General features: G+C 66.0%; 20 protein-coding genes. 10 read left to right on the top strand and 10 right to left on the bottom strand.

The window, feature by feature from the left end:
- Positions 1 to 17 precede the first annotated feature (17 nt).
- A complete protein-coding gene (gene purE, locus MP11Mi_RS01155) occupies positions 18 to 530 on the top strand; it encodes a 5-(carboxyamino)imidazole ribonucleotide mutase (protein WP_420040497.1) in 513 nt (170 codons plus the stop codon).
- Positions 531 to 554: 24 nt separating this feature from the next.
- On the opposite strand, the gene MP11Mi_RS01150 is transcribed toward purE, so the two are convergent.
- From MP11Mi_RS01150 to MP11Mi_RS01135, 4 genes are all read right to left on the bottom strand, one after another.
- Positions 555 to 1,592 carry a hypothetical protein gene (locus MP11Mi_RS01150; RefSeq protein WP_420040496.1) on the bottom strand — a complete coding sequence of 346 codons (1,038 nt, stop codon included), beginning with the start codon at positions 1,590 to 1,592 and terminating at the stop codon, positions 555 to 557.
- A gap of 68 nt (positions 1,593 to 1,660) precedes the next feature.
- A complete protein-coding gene (locus MP11Mi_RS01145; protein ID WP_420040495.1) occupies positions 1,661 to 2,671 on the bottom strand; it encodes a nitronate monooxygenase in 1,011 nt (336 codons plus the stop codon).
- A gap of 7 nt (positions 2,672 to 2,678) precedes the next feature.
- Entirely contained in the window at positions 2,679 to 3,374 is a 696-nt protein-coding gene (locus MP11Mi_RS01140) for a GNAT family N-acetyltransferase (RefSeq protein WP_420040494.1), read from the bottom strand.
- Entirely contained in the window at positions 3,371 to 4,192 is an 822-nt protein-coding gene (locus MP11Mi_RS01135; protein ID WP_420041973.1) for a dienelactone hydrolase family protein, read from the bottom strand. Before MP11Mi_RS01135 ends, MP11Mi_RS01140 begins: the two co-directional genes overlap by 4 nt.
- 50 nt (positions 4,193 to 4,242) lie before the next feature.
- On the opposite strand from MP11Mi_RS01135, the gene MP11Mi_RS01130 reads away from it, so the two are divergent.
- Together MP11Mi_RS01130 and MP11Mi_RS01125 are read left to right on the top strand one after the other, a co-directional pair.
- Complete coding sequence (locus MP11Mi_RS01130) at positions 4,243 to 4,953, top strand: TetR/AcrR family transcriptional regulator (protein ID WP_420040493.1); 711 nt, start codon at positions 4,243 to 4,245, stop codon at positions 4,951 to 4,953.
- Between the two features lie 69 nt (positions 4,954 to 5,022).
- Positions 5,023 to 6,192 carry an acyl-CoA dehydrogenase gene (locus tag MP11Mi_RS01125; protein ID WP_420040492.1) on the top strand — a complete coding sequence of 390 codons (1,170 nt, stop codon included), beginning with the start codon at positions 5,023 to 5,025 and terminating at the stop codon, positions 6,190 to 6,192.
- A 109-nt stretch (positions 6,193 to 6,301) separates the two neighbouring features.
- Here MP11Mi_RS01125 and MP11Mi_RS01120 read toward each other — a convergent pair whose 3' ends face one another.
- The gene (locus tag MP11Mi_RS01120) at positions 6,302 to 6,988 is read right to left on the bottom strand and encodes a TIGR03089 family protein (protein ID WP_420040491.1); all 687 of its coding nucleotides are present in this window, start codon (positions 6,986 to 6,988) and stop codon (positions 6,302 to 6,304) included.
- A gap of 23 nt (positions 6,989 to 7,011) precedes the next feature.
- Complete coding sequence (locus tag MP11Mi_RS01115; protein WP_420040490.1) at positions 7,012 to 8,757, bottom strand: LCP family protein; 1,746 nt, start codon at positions 8,755 to 8,757, stop codon at positions 7,012 to 7,014.
- Positions 8,758 to 8,919: 162 nt separating this feature from the next.
- Here MP11Mi_RS01115 and rfbD point away from each other — a divergent pair, with 162 nt between their 5' ends.
- From rfbD to manB, 3 genes are read left to right on the top strand one after another with little or no spacing between them, the layout of a single operon-like run.
- Complete coding sequence (gene rfbD, locus MP11Mi_RS01110; protein WP_420712823.1) at positions 8,920 to 9,825, top strand: dTDP-4-dehydrorhamnose reductase; 906 nt, start codon at positions 8,920 to 8,922, stop codon at positions 9,823 to 9,825.
- 9 nt (positions 9,826 to 9,834) lie between these two features.
- Entirely contained in the window at positions 9,835 to 10,707 is an 873-nt protein-coding gene (locus MP11Mi_RS01105; RefSeq protein ID WP_420040488.1) for a glycosyltransferase family 2 protein, read from the top strand.
- Between the two features lie 51 nt (positions 10,708 to 10,758).
- Entirely contained in the window at positions 10,759 to 11,832 is a 1,074-nt protein-coding gene (manB, locus tag MP11Mi_RS01100) for a mannose-1-phosphate guanylyltransferase (RefSeq protein WP_420040487.1), read from the top strand.
- Here the strand turns inward: manB and MP11Mi_RS01095 are convergent.
- Together MP11Mi_RS01095 and MP11Mi_RS01090 are read right to left on the bottom strand one after the other, a co-directional pair.
- Positions 11,829 to 12,698 carry an LppP/LprE family lipoprotein gene (locus MP11Mi_RS01095; RefSeq protein ID WP_420040486.1) on the bottom strand — a complete coding sequence of 290 codons (870 nt, stop codon included), beginning with the start codon at positions 12,696 to 12,698 and terminating at the stop codon, positions 11,829 to 11,831. The genes manB and MP11Mi_RS01095 overlap by 4 nt on opposite strands.
- A gap of 184 nt (positions 12,699 to 12,882) precedes the next feature.
- Positions 12,883 to 13,533, bottom strand: a complete 651-nt coding sequence (locus tag MP11Mi_RS01090) for an O-methyltransferase (RefSeq protein ID WP_420040485.1) — start codon at positions 13,531 to 13,533, stop codon at positions 12,883 to 12,885.
- A 225-nt stretch (positions 13,534 to 13,758) separates the two neighbouring features.
- On the opposite strand from MP11Mi_RS01090, the gene sigE reads away from it, so the two are divergent.
- The 4 genes from sigE to tatB all read left to right on the top strand — a co-directional run bounded on the left by sigE (position 13,759) and on the right by tatB (position 16,689).
- Positions 13,759 to 14,379: an RNA polymerase sigma factor SigE gene (sigE, locus tag MP11Mi_RS01085; protein ID WP_420040484.1), complete on the top strand. Its 621-nt coding sequence runs from the start codon at positions 13,759 to 13,761 to the stop codon at positions 14,377 to 14,379.
- A 112-nt stretch (positions 14,380 to 14,491) separates the two neighbouring features.
- Entirely contained in the window at positions 14,492 to 14,809 is a 318-nt protein-coding gene (locus MP11Mi_RS01080) for a zf-HC2 domain-containing protein (RefSeq protein WP_420040483.1), read from the top strand.
- A 3-nt stretch (positions 14,810 to 14,812) separates the two neighbouring features.
- Complete coding sequence (locus MP11Mi_RS01075; protein WP_420040482.1) at positions 14,813 to 16,222, top strand: S1C family serine protease; 1,410 nt, start codon at positions 14,813 to 14,815, stop codon at positions 16,220 to 16,222.
- Positions 16,223 to 16,245: 23 nt separating this feature from the next.
- Positions 16,246 to 16,689, top strand: coding sequence for a Sec-independent protein translocase protein TatB (gene tatB / locus MP11Mi_RS01070; protein WP_420040481.1), 444 nt, complete (start codon positions 16,246 to 16,248; stop codon positions 16,687 to 16,689).
- 87 nt (positions 16,690 to 16,776) lie between these two features.
- On the opposite strand, the gene MP11Mi_RS18325 is transcribed toward tatB, so the two are convergent.
- Both MP11Mi_RS18325 and MP11Mi_RS01065 read right to left on the bottom strand, forming a co-directional pair.
- Positions 16,777 to 17,403, bottom strand: coding sequence for a DUF3558 family protein (locus MP11Mi_RS18325; protein WP_420712822.1), 627 nt, complete (start codon positions 17,401 to 17,403; stop codon positions 16,777 to 16,779).
- Complete coding sequence (locus tag MP11Mi_RS01065) at positions 17,403 to 17,720, bottom strand: hypothetical protein (protein WP_420040480.1); 318 nt, start codon at positions 17,718 to 17,720, stop codon at positions 17,403 to 17,405. Before MP11Mi_RS01065 ends, MP11Mi_RS18325 begins: the two co-directional genes overlap by 1 nt.
- Between the last annotated feature and the right edge of the window lie 96 nt (positions 17,721 to 17,816).

Raw genomic sequence — 17,816 nt, 5'->3', positions numbered from 1 at the left:
GATCGGAGACCGCACACATGACCGCACCCCAAGGACCTCGTGTCGGACTCATCATGGGTAGTGACTCGGACTGGCCGACGATGGAGGCCGCCGCCGAGGCGCTCGCCGAGTTCGGTGTCCCGTTCGAGGTCGGGGTCGTTTCCGCGCACCGCACCCCGCAGCGCATGCTCGACTATGCGCGGAACGCCGCTGGACGTGGTGTCTCGGTGATTATCGCCGGTGCGGGTGGCGCCGCACACCTGCCGGGGATGGTCGCGTCGGCGACGCCGCTGCCGGTGGTCGGCGTGCCCGTCCCGCTCAAATACCTCGACGGCATGGATTCCCTGCTGTCGATCGTCCAGATGCCCGCCGGTGTCCCCGTCGCGACGGTCTCGATCGGCGGCGCGCGGAACGCGGGACTCCTCGCTGTCCGTATCCTCGCCGCGAGCGACCCCGGACTCCGGTCGGCGATGGAGACTTTCCAGGTCGGCTTGGAAGAAATGGTCTTGGAGAAGGACGAGAAGCTCCGCAATTCTCTCCTGGACGGCTGATCCCTCCCGCTGTGCGACACGGCGTCAGCCGCGTACGCGGCTGACGCGTCGAGCGCCTCGCCAGGCGAGGACGCCCCACACGGCTCCGGCCGCTGCGAGGATCGCGAGGGCGGTGACTGCGCCGGTCGTTACACCACGCCCGATCCGGTTCGCGTGGTCGTAGACGTAGGCGGGCTGCGCGTCCTGGGTCGTCAGCGACTCATCGGCGGACGACAGATTGTTAGAGACGGTGGCGAGCGCGGACTTGAGCTTCCCGAGGCCGTCGGACATCGACTCCGCGGCTTTCTGCGTGTCACTCTTCGCGGACGCGAGACGGTCGAGGCCGACCTTCAGCTCGGATGCCGCGGAACGGGCCTGCGCGATCGCGGCGTCGACGTCTCGTGCGGCGGGTCCGGTTGCGGTCGTCGCCTTGTCCAGCTCGGCACGCAATGTGCCCAGGCCGCCCAGCTGTCCGCCGACGTCGCGAGCCGCGCGTTGCAGGGACTTGAGTCGTTCGATCGTCTTGTCTGCGCCCGGCACATCGCTGCGTGAGAGGCCGTCGATGATCGGCGTTACCAGTTCGTCGATGTCCTGGGCCGACCCGGCGAGCGACTGCGCCTGCCTGAGGCTGCGGGACACCGAAGCGCCGAGCGACTGGATCTGCGACGCCGCGGCCTGCAAGTTCGGCGCCTTGGCCAGGCCGGCCACCATGTGATCGGCGGCGTTCGCAGCGGTGTCGATCGAGGCGAACGTCGGCTCGACGCTCGACACCACCTTCTCGATCCCCGAGGTACCGCCGTCGACCGTCGCCGACATCATGTCGATCAACATCTTCGCTGACGACACCGACTCCTGCGCCGACGAGACGTCGTCCGGGCTCAGATCCACGGCAGGCGGTCGAACAACGGGAGAAGTATTGAGGAAGACGAAACCGCCGACGACGACACCTGTGAGCAAGACACCGACTAGTGCGACCGTCGAGGTGAGGCCACGCCTGGACCTACGCTGTTCAGTCGGTGGTGTCGAGTCGTCATCGATGAGGTCGTCGCCCGCGGTCTGCTCGTGCGCCTGTGTGAGTGTCACCAGATACTCCTTGGTCCGAGTCAGAGAACGAAGCCGACGGTACGTGCGGAGTATGTGCGGAAGCTGAATCAGCGGGACAGGTCGCGGACCACGTCGCCCGCCGGGATGGCCTGAGCTGAGCGGAACCCAGTACCAGCCCACAGGTTGATGACATGCGGATCGTCGGACGCTGCTTTACGGATTCCGCCGGTCAACGTATTGACCTGGGGGTAGGCGGACGGGGCCACGTCGGTGTTGGCGCGGATGAAGTCGTTCTCCACGCCGCGGGCGAGGCGACCGGAGTAGGCGCGGGTGGTGACAGTCGTCGTGAACTGAGGGTCTCCCAGCGCATCGCGGTGCGCCCGGCGGGTGCCGGCTTCCGGAGTTCGCAATAACAGCGTGCCGATCTGCGCGGCGACCGCGCCGGCATCGAGGATCGCACGGACGTCGGTCGGCCCCGCGACGCCGCCCGCGCCGACGGTCGGCAGGCCGACTTCGTCGACGACTGCGCGCACCAGCTCGAGGGTCTCGACCTGCGGATCGGCATCGGCGATGGCGAACATCGCACGATGCCCGCCGGCCGAGAAGCCTTGCGCGCATATCGAATCGACGCCGACATCGGCGGCGAGGCGAGCCTCGGCCACACTGGTCACGGTCACCGACACGGCGACGTCCACCGCGTGAAAGCGCTCGACCACGCTGCGGTCGGGGAGCCCGAACGTGAACGACACGACCGCCGGACGTTCCCGAAGGAGCACGTCCACTTTGGCGTCGAACGAGTCGTCGGTGAACGGCACCGACTCCGGCAGAGTGACGCCGACGCGCTCGGCGAGCGGCCGGAGCCGGTCCCGGTAGGCGGCGAACTCGACGCGATCGACATCGACGCGTTCGGGTACGAACAGGTTGACGCCGAAAGGGCGCGAGGTGAGCGATGCGATGTCGCGGATGGCCGCCGTCAACGTGTCCGGTGACAAGTAGGCCCCGCCGTAGAAACCGAACCCGCCCGCGTCCGACACAGCGGCGGTCAGAGCGGGCGTCGACACGCCTCCCGCCATCGGGGCGCCGATGATCGTCAGTCCGGCATGGTCGAAGGTGTGCACAACGTCCTCATTTCACTCGCAGGATCTCCAAGGGCACCTCGGAGGTGAGCGTGAAACCCATCTTCTCGTACAGGCGGCGCGCCGGGTTGTCGGCCGACGTGTGCAGGAACGGTGCGCGGCCCTCGGCGACCGTCACCTGAGCGACAGCGGCCACGAGGCGTCGCGCCAGGCCGCGACCGCGCGCGTCGGGGTGCGTGCACACCGCGCTGATCTCGGTCCAGCCGGGCAGTTCCAAGCGTTGACCGGCCATGGCGAGGAGCAGGCCCGAGACGGGGTCGCGGTAGCCGAGGTAGACGCCCATCTCGATGGTGCGAGGCAGGAACGGACCCGGCTCGGTGAGTGAGACGAGCGCGGTCATTTCCGGTACGTCCGCGGGACCGAGCCGAACGAGATCTGGGTCTGCCGCGGGTGCGACGGCGTCGCCCCGGTACTGCACCAGGTCGACGGTGGCGACTACCTCGAACAGTTCGGGCAGCGGAGTCCGACGGTCGCGTAACGACGCGGTGCGCCCACGCCCGGTCAAGTCGGCGAGGTCGGCGTAGTCCCGGTCGGTCATCTCGCGCGGATGGCCGTAGAACACCGACACGTCGGGCTCGAACGCGACGATGTTCCCGCGTGTCCGCGCGAACCTAGCCTGCGGTCCGCGCAGCGCGGCGGTGAACGGGTCGTCGAGCACGCTCGCCTCGACGCGAGGCGCGTTCACGTGTTCTGCAACTTCTGCCGAAAGAACCCGATGATCTGTTCGAGTGTGTCGTGGGTCGGCTGGCCGGGTTCGTCGATCAGATGTTCGGTGACCACTGAGTGTGGTGGCATCGTTCCGCTCGGGTTCGCCGAGTCGTCGGGGAGTTCGACGCCGATGAAGGAGTCGCCGAGTTCGCGTCGGAGGAAGTCGAACCGCCCGCCGGGGGAGAGGACGTCGCCCTCGAAACGCGCGCCCATCACCTGCAGACTCTCGCTTCGGCAGCGGGATCGGACGCACGCGAGGTCCTCTGGAGAGATGTCGATCGTGCCGCGACGGTTCGGCGTGATAGCGAGTGGCAATGACGGCTGGGACAGGACGGGCGCGAGCATCGTGTCGTCCACCGACATGCCCAGGGCGAAGCCGCCGGTCACGCACATGCCGATCGCACCGATCCCGGGCCCGCCGCATTCGCTGTGCGCGGACCGGCCGAGTGCGCGGAGCCACGTCACGACCGGCGACGTCTTGCCGACAGCGAAGATCGCAAATTCGCGGCTTACGCAGACCTTGCTCAGGGAGCGGACCATGCCCGCACCGGCTCGCGCCACGTCCGACAGTCCGTCGGGGTTCGGTTCGGCGCCGTCGACGCCGAACAGCGACGGGACGAGGACGGTGAAGCCCGCGTCGGCGACGCGTCGCGCGAACTCGGTGACTTTAGGGGTCACGCCGGGGATCTCCGGTATCACGATGACGGCCGGGCCTTCGCCGAGACGATAATAGTGGTGCGTGATCGCCTCGTGGGTGAACTCGCGGCGGTCGAATCCGGTGAGGGCGCTAGGGATTTCCACCACTCCAGCTTGCCTCACCGCTGTCGAGTTGGATACTTGATGGCATGAGTGCGGGCGCAGTCACCGGTGAGTCCGACTCGGCGGGATTCCGGATGCAGGTCGTTGCCGAGTCGATCCGACTGTTCGCCGAGCACGGGTACGAGGCGACTACGGTCGACGCCGTCGCCGCTGCGGCGGGCGTGTCACGCCGCACCCTGTTCCGACAGTTCCGGTCCAAAGAAGACTTCATCTTCGCTGATCACGAGCAGCTGATGTCGCTGGTCGCCGAGCACCTTGAGGCCGCCGAGGTGGCGGGCGACGACCCGTGGTGGTCGGTCTGCGTCGCGGCAGAAGAGGTCTTCGCGCACTTCGCCGCGCATCGAGACCTCGCGACCAGACGGTATCGAGTGGTGTCCCAGGTGCCTGCACTGCGCGACCGGGAACTCGTCACCACCTATCGGTACCAGCGACTCTTCGAGGATTCGTTGCGTCGTCGGCTGCCGGGTGTCCCGCGTGTTCGGCAGGTGGCTTACGCGGCGGCGGTGACCGGTGCGCACAACCATCTGCTTCGCCAGATGGTCCGCGGCGACGCGGAGGCCACCGCCGAGGTACTTCGCGCCGAGCTGCGCCGAATCTACGCGACAGCGGTGATGCCCAGTGGGCGAAGCGCTCCGCAGGCCACTGCGGTCACGGTGGTCACCCACGGCGCGGATCTCAGTCGGGATGAGGTAGCTGACATTGTCCGCGAACGATTGACTTGGCACGCAGTGCCATGATGAACTCAGGTGGTTCCCAAATCAGTGGCACTCAGTGACAATTGCTGATGTCGGTTAAAGGAGTAGTCCATGGGCAAGTTCGGAAACCCCGATTTCGACCTCTTCCAGCTGCCGGAAGAGCATGAGGCACTGCGCGATGCGATCCGCGCTCTCAGCGAGAAGGAGATCGCGCCGCACGCCAAGGACGTCGACGAGAACGCACGCTTCCCGGAGGAGGCTCGCGCAGCCCTCGTCGCCAATGGCTTCAATGCCGTCCACGTGCCCGAGCAGTTCGAAGGGCAGGGTGCCGACTCGCTCGCTGCCTGCATCGTGATCGAAGAGGTCGCCCGCGTCGACGTGTCCGCGTCGCTCATCCCAGCCGTCAACAAGCTCGGCACGATGGGCCTGATCCTCTCCGGTTCGGACGAGCTCAAGGCTAAAGTCCTGCCGTCGATCGCGTCGGGTGAAGCGATGGCGTCGTATGCGCTGTCCGAGCGTGAAGCAGGCTCCGACGCCGCAGCGATGAAGACGCGCGCCCGCAAGGACGGCGACACTTGGGTGATCAACGGCTCCAAGTGCTGGATCACCAACGGTGGGCAGTCGGCGTGGTACACGGTCATGGCCGTCACCGACCCCGAGAAGGGCGCCAACGGCATCTCGGCGTTCATGGTCCACAAGGACGATGAAGGTTTCACCGTCGGACCGCTCGAGCACAAGCTCGGCATCAAAGGCAGCCCGACGGCCGAACTGTACTTCGAGAACTGCACCATTCCCGAAGACCGGATCATCGGCGACGAGGGCACCGGCTTCAAGACCGCCCTCGCCACCCTCGACCACACCCGCCCGACGATCGGCGCGCAGGCCATCGGCGTCGCACAGGGCGCCCTCGACGCGGCCATCGCCTACGTCAAGGAGCGCAAGCAGTTCGGCAAGACCATCAGCCAGTTCCAGGGCGTCGAGTTCATGATCGCCGACATGGCGATGAAGGTCGAGGCCGCCCGACTCATGGTGTACGCGGCGGCCTCGCGTGCCGAGCGCGGTGCGGGCCCCCTCGGCTTCATCTCGTCGGCGTCCAAGTGCATGGCGTCCGACGTCGCGATGGAGGTCACCACCGATGCCGTCCAGCTCTTCGGCGGGGCCGGCTACACCACTGACTTCCCGGTGGAGCGCATGATGCGCGACGCCAAGATCACCCAGATCTACGAGGGCACCAACCAGGTGCAGCGCATGGTCATGGCTCGCGCGCTGCTCCGCGGCTGAGCTGTCGAAGGAATCCAACGCGCCGGACGGACGTGCGTTCGGCAGACCAGCACGGTCTGCTGAACCTGCGTCTCCGTCCGGCGCGTTCGCGTCCGAGCGGAAGGCGGGGCTAGCGCAGGACCCGTTCGGCCTTCTCCATCGCGGCTATAGCGTCGACGCGCGCGTCGTTGGCACCACGAACCCACACCAGCGACGCTCCGGCGAGCAGTGGCGCCAAGAGATTGTTCGCGATCGTATCGGCGGTGTTCCACGGGCGGGTCGAGACGACCCGCTCACCGGGTGCCACTTCTGATTCACGTGAGGCCAGTGACGCCGTCGGCACATCGTCGAGCGCGAGTTCACCTACTCCGGAAGGGGAGTAGCGGTCGCCGTGGGCGCGCACCGACTCGCCGAAGTCGTTGACTCCGATCGGAAGACTCCGTGAACCCATCGCGAACGGATCAAGTGGGACGACGACGATCTCTTCGGCGTCGTGCGCGTCGAGCCGCGCCGCATCCGTGAACACCACTCGCGGATCGCCGCCGGTGTCGCCGACAAGCACGCGGGCGCCCGCCCACCACGTGCCGAGCAGTACGGCGGCACTCTGCCAGTGCTCGGGCAGGTCCACGCGGACATCGTCGCCCGGGGCCACACCGATCTCGTCGCGGAGAAAGTTGGCGATCTTCGCCGCCCAGTTCCCGAGGGTCGCCGCCGAGAGTTCGGTGCGTTCACCGGTGCCCTCGTCGTAGAACGTGAACAGGGGGCGGGCGTGGTCGGCGACCCGACCCAGTACGAGAGCAGCCAACGTGTCAGTCATAGGACCATCGTCGCCGACGTCGGTCAGTTGACGCAGACCGGGCCATCGTGGTCGGCCTTGATGACTGGGGGCGCCTTGGTGGACTGCTCGGACGACGTTCCCTCGTCCGAGCCGGATTCGTCACCGCCTTGGTCGCCGGTGTTGACGATCGAACCCGCGCCTACATAGGTGTTGGTGAGCGCGAGCTTGAGTCGGTTCTCCGGCAGCGACGAGTCCACCCGGATTTCGACGCCGCCGCCGAGGTCGGAAACCAACTGTTTGGCGCCTTCGTTGTCCTTCGAGTTCGCGAAAACCAGCGAGTCGAACTCGTCCATCGGTTTGTTCGAGGTGCCGCCGTGCTGGAAGCCCCGGCTAGTCAACAGTCGTGAGACGTTGCCCGCGAGACCCTCGACAGTGCCTGCGTTCACGACGTCCACCGTGTAATCGGCTCGCGGATTGTCCGACTCCGACTTCGACGACTCGCCGCCGCCCAGCAGACGCTCCACGAACGCGTGCACCGCCGGTGGGTCGATGCCGAGCACGCTCTGGGTGCCGTCATCGCTCCACGCCTGGTCGTCGGCGACGGGGATGGTGGCGAACTTGATGTTCCCGCCGGTCAGATCCTTGAGCTGTTCGGCGAAGCCGATGATGTCCCAGCCGTCATCGAGGAGCACCGACTTCGACACCGCGTTCTGCAATTCGTTGAGTTTGCCGGTGTCGGTGAGCGTCTGCGTCGACAGGATCCGCTGCGCGAGGGACGCCATGTAGACCTGCTGACGGGTGATGCGGTCGAGGTCCCCGCGCGGCAGATCGTGCCGCTGCCGGACGAAGCTCAACGCTTGCGGGCCGTCGAGGGTCTGCCGACCCTTGCGGAAACGCGCTCCAGACAACGGTTCCCGGACCGCGTGCTTGAGACACACTTCGACGCCGCCGACCGCGTCGGTGAGCAACGCGAATCCGAGCAGGCCGACCTCGGCGTAGTGGTCGACGGTGACGCCGGTCAGGTTGCCGACAGTTTTGATCAGCGCTTGCCGCCCAGCCTTGGTGCCTGCTTCCTCCGCCTCGGCTTCGCTGGCGCCGTCCTCGACATCCTTCGCGCGGACGTTCTCCCGCGTCGCACCGTACGCGGCGTTGATCTTGCTCTTGCCGAGGCCAGGGACGTCCACGTACGAATCCCGCGGGATCGACACCGCGGTCGCGGCCGACCCGTCGTTCGGGATGCGAACGAGCAGGATGGTGTCCGTGCTCGTCGTGACTTCGCCGCTCACCCGCAGACGTTTGAGTTCATCCTCGGGGAGCGGATTGCCGTTCGCGTCGTTACGTGAATCGGTGCCGACCAGAAGAACGTCCACCGCGCCGTCGTCGCCGCCGCCGAGACCGAGTCCGCCGATCTGAGTGGCTGACGACCGGATCGAATTGACCTCACTCCAGCCGAATCCGGTCACGACCAGGACGATGACCGCTAGCAGTGCAACTACCGTCCGACCGATGTGCTTGGGCGCGATCCCCGCGATGGGACGCGTGGTCCACAGCTTCACCGCGTCCCGAAACGATCCGGCTGTCGTGCGCTCGCCGGCAGATGCCTTCGACGTCTTCGTATCAGTCGACCGCCGCTTGCGGGGCTGCGTGTGGATCTCGTCGGAGGTCCGACGGCGCCGCGCTGCGGTGTCCACCGGCGCCGGTCGTCGACGCGGCGCGTCCGCACGCGGGCGCGCAGGCGTGCCGTCGGCGCTACCGCGTGTGTCCCCGCGGTGGGACTCGTCCCCGCCGCCTTCACGTCGCTGATCCACGCCTCGGTCGTTCCCTTCACTGCATGTCGTCGACGCGCTCCGTTCGACGCGCCTTCCGTCCGAGGATACTGGCGAGTCCGGTGCCGGTCGGGGAAGCGCGCCCCGGCGTGGGCGACACCACTCGCAGTGAGGCGCGATGAGCGGTGAGGCACGATGGTCGGCGTGAACCATCCTTCGACGATCTACGTGATCGGTGCCGCAGGCCAGCTCGGAACCGCGGTCCTCTCCTCCCACGCGGTCCCTGCCGGCTCCCGAGTGGTGGCGATGGGTTCGTCGGACATCGACATCTCTTCGCCTGACTCGGTCGATGCGGCGCTGACCGATCTGACCACTGGCGACATCGTGCTCAACGTGGCGGCGTTCACCGACGTCGACGGAGCCGAGACCGAGCGCGCCGCCGCCTTCGCGGTGAACGCGGACGGCCCGGCTCATGTCGCCTCGGCCACCTCGGCTGCCGGTGCGCATTTGATCCACGTCTCCACCGACTACGTCTTTCCGCGCGCCGCGTGGGCGTCCCCACTCGAACCGTCCGACCTGCCCGCCGACGCGGTGCCCGAGACTGTCTACGGCGCGAGCAAACTCGCCGGGGAACGGGCTGTGCTGCGTGCCGACCCGAATGCCGTCGTTGTACGCACGGCCTGGGTGTTCACCGGTCGCCCCCCGGTCCGCGACTTCGTCACGACCATGCAGCGACTGGAAGGCGAACGCGACGAGGTAACCGTCGTCGACGACCAGCGTGGTTCGCCGACGTACGCGCCCGATCTGGCCGGCGGATTGTGGGAGCTCGCCGAAAGCCTCCGGTCGGGCAGTTTGGGCGGTGGGGAGGTGCTGCATGCGACCAACGGCGGCGAAGCCACCTGGTGTGATCTCGCTCGCGCTGTCTTCGCCGGTATCGGAGCCGATCCGAGCCGCGTGAAGCCTTGCAGCACAGATCAATTTCCTCGTGCCGCGCCACGTCCGACCTACTCGGTGCTGTCGGCGGCAAGCTGGGTGGGAGCGGGGCTGACTCCGCTGCGTGACTGGCCGGACGCGCTAGGGGACGCGCTTGACGCGTCGTCTTCGGGTTAGTCTGTCGCGGTGACTGCTCCTTTCGGCGTGGTGACCGTGACGTACTCGTCCGGTGACTACCTGCACAACTTTCTGCGCACGCTCTCCGACGCGACGCAGCACACACCTCACGTCGTGATCGCCGACAACGGGTCAACCGACGGTGCGCCCGAGAAGGCGGCTAGCGAACACGACAACGTGACGCTCGTGGACACTGGCGGAAACATCGGTTATGGCGGCGCGATGAATCGCGGTGTCGCCGAACTGGACCCGGACGTCGAGTTCATCGTCATCGCGAACCCCGACGTCGAGTGGTCGCCCGGCTCGCTCGACGAACTCGTCGCCGCCGCTCGACGTTGGCCTCGGGCCGCGAGCCTCGGGCCGCTCGTCACCGAACTCGACGGTTCGGTGTATCCCTCGGCGCGCGCGGTTCCCGACCTCGTGTCGGGCAGCGGACACGCCGTCCTCGGAGCCGTCTGGCCGTCCAACCCGTGGACCAAGGCGTACCGCGACGACGAACCGGGCCTCACCGAGCGTCCCGTCGGTTGGCTGTCGGGATCGTGCCTGCTGGTGCGGCGCAGCGCGTTCGACGGCGTTGACGGCTTCGACTCCCGCTATTTCATGTTCATGGAGGACGTGGACCTCGGCGACCGCTTCGGCCGGGCCGGCTGGCTCAACGTGTACGTGCCGAGCGCCCGAGTGCTGCATGCCAAGAGCCATTCGGTCAGCAAGCATCCCGAAAAGATGATCCCGGCCCACCATGCGAGCGCGTACCGCTTCAACGCGGACCGCAACCCGGGGCCGCTCCGCGCACCTCTTCGCCTGGCACTGCGGGCCGGGCTCGCCGTCCGATCGAAGATCGCGGTCGCTGCTGCTCTGCGCGACCGACGTCGCGCCGAATAGGCGTGACGAGCACACGCGCATTCGACACGTAATCCTGGAAAGGAAATCCCTGTGGCACCGTCTGTTCAGGCACTGATCCTCGTCGGCGGCAAAGGCACGCGGCTGCGTCCGTTGACGCTGTCCGCGCCCAAGCCGATGCTCCCGACGGCCGGGCAGCCGTTCCTCACGCACCTGCTGTCGCGGATCCGCGAAGCGGGCGTCACTGACGTAGTCCTCGGGACTTCGTTCAAAGCCGAAGTGTTCGAAGAGCATTACGGTGACGGATCGTCGCTCGGGCTCAACCTGACGTACGTGACCGAAGATCAGCCGATGGGCACCGGCGGCGGGATCCGCAATGTGTACGACTCGTTGACCGCGGACACGATCCTCGTCTTCAACGGCGACGTCCTGGGCGGCACCGACATCCGCGACGTCGTGACGACACACCAGGAGTCGGGGGCCGAGGTGACGCTGCACCTAGTCCGGGTGAACGATCCGCGTGCGTTCGGCTGCGTGCCGACGGACGAGAACGGCCGCGTCACAGCGTTCCTCGAGAAGACGCAGGACCCGCCGACAAACCAGATCAACGCGGGCACGTACGTGTTCGACCGCACCGTGATCGGCGAGATCCCGTCGAACCGGCCGGTTTCAGTGGAGCGCGAAGTTTTTCCGTCGCTCCTGGCTCAGGGGCGGCACATCCACGCGCACGTCGATGCCGCGTACTGGCGCGACATGGGTACCCCCGAGGACTTCGTGCGAGGCAGCGCGGACCTGGTGCGTGGCATCGCTCCGTCGCCGGCGATAGCTCAGCAGTGCGGCGAAGCCCTCGTGCTCGACGAGGCTGACGTGGCCCGCAGTGCGGTGCTCATCGGCGGCACGGTCGTCGGTCGCGGAGCCACCGTCGGTGCACGAGCACGACTCGACGGTGCAGTCGTGTTCGACGGCGCGATCATCGAAGCCGGTGCAGTGGTCGAACGCAGCATCGTTGGCTTCGGCGCGCGCGTCGGCGCGGGCGCGCTGGTCCGCGACACTGTCATCGGCGACCGCGCATCCATTGGCGCACGCTGTGAACTGCTGCGCGGGGCCCGCGTGTGGCCGGAGATCCAAATCCCAGACAGCGGAATCCGCTTCTCGACGGACGTTTAGTTCTCCGCCGACGGCGCGATCTCGGGCGACGGGTCGGGCGCTGCCGTCGGTGCGGGAGGTTTCGTGGGCAGGTGAGGCAGGAACGGCAGGCGCGGCCTACTCGACGACGGGCTAGGGCTGCTGGACGTGCCCGGCGTAGTCGTTGAACTAGGCGGCTTGGTCGGGCTTGTCGTGCTCGGCGGGGGTGCCACTTCGTCGGTCTGTGACGGCTCGGTCGGCCGTGTGGTCGGTGGGGGCGGCGTCGTAATCGTCTCCTCGGCTCGTGCGAGCGCTGGATCGGGGACGGTGCGATCGGCGATGACGTTCTGGCCGGAGAGGGTGTAGACGACGTCGACGGGTCCGCCGGTCGGGTTCGCGGTGACGTCCTGGCCGTTGAGCCAGCGGTAGCGGACGGTCACTGTGTTGCGCGTCGAACCGACCACGGATGTGAACGCGGTGTTGATCTGTGTGTCGTACCGGATGAAGCCGTTCGCATCGAAGAACAGGATGCGCTCGGGTGAACTCCCTGTGCCTCGGGCGAGTCCGGCTTCGACCCACAGCAGGTCCGGGCACGAGCCGAGGGTGGCGGGAGTCGCCTTGGCGACGACGAAGTCGCGACCGTAGTACGAGTCGATTGCGGACACTGCTTGCGTGACGATCGGCGATGCCGGGTCGACGCACTTCCCGTTGCCCGCGGTGGCTGGGAGTTCGTCGGCAGCAGTCGACCCGTTCGTGGGCCCGCTAGTGGCTACCGGGCTGGACGAGAAAGCGGTCGACGTCGACCGGATCGGATCGGCGTCGTGAGCGCCGTCGCCACTATCACGGCAGCCGGTCACCGCGACGGCGATGCACGCCGCGACGGCTACCGACGTGGCGATCCTCCTCATGGATCCCTCCCTGGATCTGATGCCACTAGTTGCGTTGCGTTGTCACCAGTTCCATCGAGCGTGATGGTCGCGGCATTAGTCAGCGGGTCGTTCGATTAGACGACTCGGGAACATTACTAGCACGTACATCACCGATTGAAGCGATGCGGGGCGAGTAGATACCGGATACGTGCCAGTAAATCCGTCAGCGACTTTTCGCGGCCGCCAGGAGTCCGGTTCCGACGGGGATCACGGCGGGGAGGAAGCGATCGTCGTCGGCGACGATCGTCGCGGCTTCGCGGGCAGCTAGTGTGCGCGGGTCGGTGGACTCGCGGTCGTCGATCGTTCCGTCGGCGGACGCATTGTTGACGACGAGAAGCCCGCCCGGTCGGAGAATCCGAATGGCCTCGGTGACGAACGCCGGATACGACAGTGGGAGCCCGTCGACGAATACGAGGTCGTACGACTCGTCGGCCAGTCGGGTCAGCACGTCGGTCGGCGCGCCATTGATGAGCCGGGTCCGTCCGGGGGCGATGTCGGCGTCGGCGAACGTCTCCCGCGCGGCACGATGATGCTCGGACTCGGGGTCGATGGTGGTGAGAACGCCGGTTGAAGGCATTCCCGCCAATAACCACAGGCTGCTCACACCGACACCGGTACCGATCTCGACGACGTGTTCGGCGTTTCCGGTCTGCGCGAGGAGCGACAGCAGTGCACCCGTGGCCGGGCTGACTGCGCGTGCGCCGAGTTCTTCGCCGCGCATCCGCGCCGCGGTCATCGCATCGTCTTCGATGATCGCGGACTCGGCATAGGCGTTGAGTCGCTCGGTGTTCTGCGAACCCGTCGTGTCAGTCATGTGAACGAGGGTGCCACAACGGCACTGACCAGGAATCACCCCACGCCGACCACCTCCGATTCCCATCCTCAGGAAACACACAGGGCAATCTGGGGCCGTCCACATTCGGATGCGAGAGGGTCATAGGCGATGGTACGGAATAGCGATCGCATCGCCGACGTTGAAACAACGAACAGTGGCCGTTCTGATCGTGACAGTGCAAGGAAAGGAATTGGCGCTCCACCGATGAACCACTCTGACACGACCGATTCCACGCCGCGTGACTCTTTCCGTGGCACTGCGGGCTTCGACGCGACGGGCGACAAGGATCTGATGCCGTCGTGGGACGAGCTCGTCGCTGAACACGCCGACCGTGTCTACCGTCTCGCGTTTCGTCTCTCGGGCAATCAGCATGACGCAGAAGACCTCACCCAGGAAACTTTCATTCGAGTGTTTCGCTCGTTGACCAGCTACAAGGCAGGCACCTTCGAGGGTTGGCTGCACCGCATCACCACGAATCTGTTTCTCGACATGGTCCGTCGTCGCGCCAAAATTCGGATGGAGGCGCTTGAGTCTGCTTACGAGAAGATTCCGACCGACACGCCCGACCCGCAGCAGGCGTATGCGGACGCGAATCTGGGGCAGGAGCTGCAGGAAGCGCTGGATTCGTTGGCGCCGGAGTTCCGTGCCGCAATCGTTTTGTGCGACATCGAAGGTCTCTCCTATGAGGAGGTCGGCGCGACGTTGGGCGTCAAGATGGGTACGGTCCGCAGTCGCATCCACCGGGGGCGGCAGGGGATTCGTGAGTTCCTTGCGGCCCGTGGTCACACGGACAGCAGATCGGTCGCCGTCGCCAGTGAGGTCTGATCGCGTAAGCTGGGCGCGACCGATCACATTGGGCCGCCTCGGCGGCCGCCGAGTGGAAGGGGCGCCGCCCGTGGGTCTGGGACACCGTTCCTCCGGTCGCCGTTGGGCGCCGGTGACTTCGTCGATCGTTCCGAATCCCGAGCGCCCGCCGCGCCAAGAGTTCGCGGCGACCGAGCATCTCGCTGTGGAAGCCGTCGTTGCCTACGTCGACAACGAGTTGTCGCCGATGGCCACGTCGCGCGCCGATGCGCATCTGGTGTTGTGTCCGAGGTGTTCGGAAGAGGTCGTCAACCAGGTGCGTGCGCGTTCGCTGGTGCGGGGTGGTGCGCAGATGAGCGCTCCGCCGTCGTTGCTCGGTCAACTCAGCCAGATCCCGACGCGCGAGATCGATATGCGTCGCGCGGGCCGATCGAATCGTCGGAGCCGCTGACTCGTGACTGATGGAACCCCCACGTCGCGGGACGAAGCTGTATTCGGACGTCCGGCTGGCGTGACTGGATCGTTCTCGAACACGCCGACTCTGGACGGTCCGCAGCCGAAGGTTGCCGCGCCCGACCCGGTGTTGAGTGAAGCGTTCGGCCGTCCGGACGGTGAATTGCAGACTTTGCAGCGTGACCCGCACGCGGTGCCTGTCGACGACGAGCCGCAGGCGCCTGAGGATCCGTGGCGTAGCCCGAAATCGGGTGTCGGGTTGGCTGCGCCTGCTTTGGCCGACGCGAAGCCGCCGACCCCGGTCGATCCGGGGCCGAAGTTGGGCCTCAGAGATTTGGTGTCGGGTCGTCGCGTGCATTGGTGGGCGTTGGCGTCGTTGTTGATGGCGGCGCTCCTCGTCGGGGTCTTCGGTGGGCTTGTGGGGCGGTGGACGGCCGAGGTCGCGACACCGCTCAACTCGAATTCGGTGCATCTGAACGTCGACGATTCGGACGATGACAGTGACGGCACGGCTGTCACGAAGGTCGCGAATGCGATGGAGAAGGCTGTCGTGACGATCGAGGTGCGCACTGGCGGTGGTGGTGCGACGGGGTCGGGTTTCGTGATCGACAAGCGTGGGTTCATCGCGACGAACAATCACGTGGTGTCGATGGCTGCGACCGATCGCAGTGCGAAGCTCGAAGCGGTGTTCTCCGACCGGAGTCGTGTTCCTGCGCGGATCGTCGGCCGGGATCCGAAAACCGATTTGGCTGTCATCAAGGTGGACGACGTTCAGAATCTGACGGTGTCGACGTTGGGCGACTCGTCGAAGGTGAAGATCGGTGAGGACGTTGTGGCGTTCGGTTCGCCGTTGGGGTATTCGAAGACGGTGACGACGGGCATCGTGAGCGCTGTCGACCAACCGGTGCCGCTGCGTCCGGACGCGGAGTCGGACACGGACACGGTGGTCAACGGGATTCAGACTGATGCGGCGATCAATCACGGCAACTCGGGTGGTCCGCTCGTGGATTCGCGGGCGCGCGTGATCGGGGTGAATACGGCCGCGGCGACGCCGAACGGCGGCTCGATCGGTCTGGGTTTCGCTATCCCGATCGATGAGGCGATTCCGGTATTCGACGGGCTCATCAAGGATGGTCGGGTGAAGCATCCGACGATCGGTGTGAGCGCGGCGACTGTCCGCAACGACAAGGTGTTCGGTGCGCAGGTGCGTGACGTCGCGCAGGGGAGTGCGGCTGCGCGAGCCGGCCTACGTGAGGGCGATGTGGTGACGAGTTTCAATGGTCGTCAGATCGAAGGCTCTGACGAGTTGACGGTCGCGGTCCGTACATCGAAGATCGATGAAGAGGTGAAGTTCACTTATTGGCGTGAGGGCCGGACCTTCGACGGTTCGATCACGCCGGCCAGCGACTAGACGGATCGAGCGGGTTCAGACACATGTTCAGCAGTATCGGTTGGGGCGAGATCGTGGTGCTGCTCGCTGCGGGTTTGATCATTCTTGGTCCGGAGCGTCTGCCGGGTGCCGTGTCGTGGACGATGCAGTCGATTCGAAAGGCCCGCGACTACGCGACGGGCGCGTCAGGCCAGTTGCGTGATGAGATGGGCGCGGACTTCGACCAGTTCCGTGAGCCGATCCAGCAGATCAACGAGCTTCGTCAGATGAGCCCGAAGAGCGTGGTGACCAAGCATCTTCTGGGCGGCGACTCGTCGTCCGTCGATGAGCTCGGCCGTACGGTGCGCGAGACTCTCGATGTTCAGGGGCTGTCCAAGCCGTCTCGACCCGAGCCGCAAGCGCAGAAGACCTCCGCTCCCGAGCCATCGTCGCCGAAACCGAATCTCTCCAAGCGTTCTCACGACTTCACCGACTGGGACGCGACCTAGCAGTCGCACTACCCGCCAGAACCATTAGCTCCGAGGATTGTGACCACATACTGGTCACAATCCTCGGAGCTAATCTCGTAGGGCAGTTCAAGGCGGCATTTTGTCGATAGTCGCGCGTGTGAACGCGAGCGCCCGGTCGCAAACCTCAGAGATGGGAGGCTGTGGGTTGCTGATGACGCTGACTGCTGTATGGACTCCAGCCTGCCCAGACTGGACATAAGTCTCGCAACGGTTGACAGTGCGATAGGCGAGGCGACCGACGGTTCGCTGATTGAGTTCCGCGTCGGGAAGCCACACGACCGCTGGGCTGTTCGGGCGTCGCTTCTTGGCGCTACCGAGGCCGAGGGAATCTCCAACGAACTGGCTGAGTGTCCAATGCGCTGTGCTGTCACCGGACTCGCCTGTCCAAGTGCATCCGCGGAGAGTCTGCCCGTCGGTGCCAGCCGCATCCTTGGCCGACACGGAGACCCACCTCAAAGAGCCGACCTCAGCACTGGTCAACGCGGTGCACGGCTCGTAAAGGGTTCCGTCATTGGTTGAGTTCCATCTGTGTGAGTGCACAGTCTTGAATGGAAGTTGCACTCCGTAGTCGTCGAACTGCCGGATCGAAGGTTCAGAGTAGGCGGTCGTTGGCGAGCCCGTTGTTGTGCATGACGCGAGTGAAAGCGAAGCCACCAAACACGAGAGGATCGTGTACCCGCGACGTCCTGTCATCAGGGACGTCCGGAGCCGGTGATACTTGAAGAGTTCGCCGCATCGGTCTCGGCTAGCTGAATACGCGCCGCGTTCGCGGTCTCCTCAAGTTGATATGCGGCCCAAGCATGATCCATCAACTGCCTTGTGCCATCGGAAACGAGGGAAGATAGGAGTACGAATAGCGCCTCGCCTTCGTCGCAACTTTCACCTAAGTAGTTTGCGGAAATTGCGTTGCCCAATGCCTGACTCAGCGCTTCCAACTCGATCCCGGCGGCTCGCGCGGCGGCGGCGCGCGCGTTCCAGGCAGCGATTTCGGAGACTACGTCGTTGCTCACTGCGACTCCCGGGGCTGGTGCGAGTTGAGGGCTCCTACTCAGTTAGACGCACGGTAGCGCGGTTCGGTTCCGCAGACTCGCCGATACCGGAATATT

Origin of the sequence: Gordonia abscondita (assembly GCF_032711245.1) — a bacterium.
Lineage (GTDB): Bacteria > Actinomycetota > Actinomycetes > Mycobacteriales > Mycobacteriaceae > Gordonia.
This window is presented reverse-complemented; position numbering and strand designations above follow the sequence as displayed.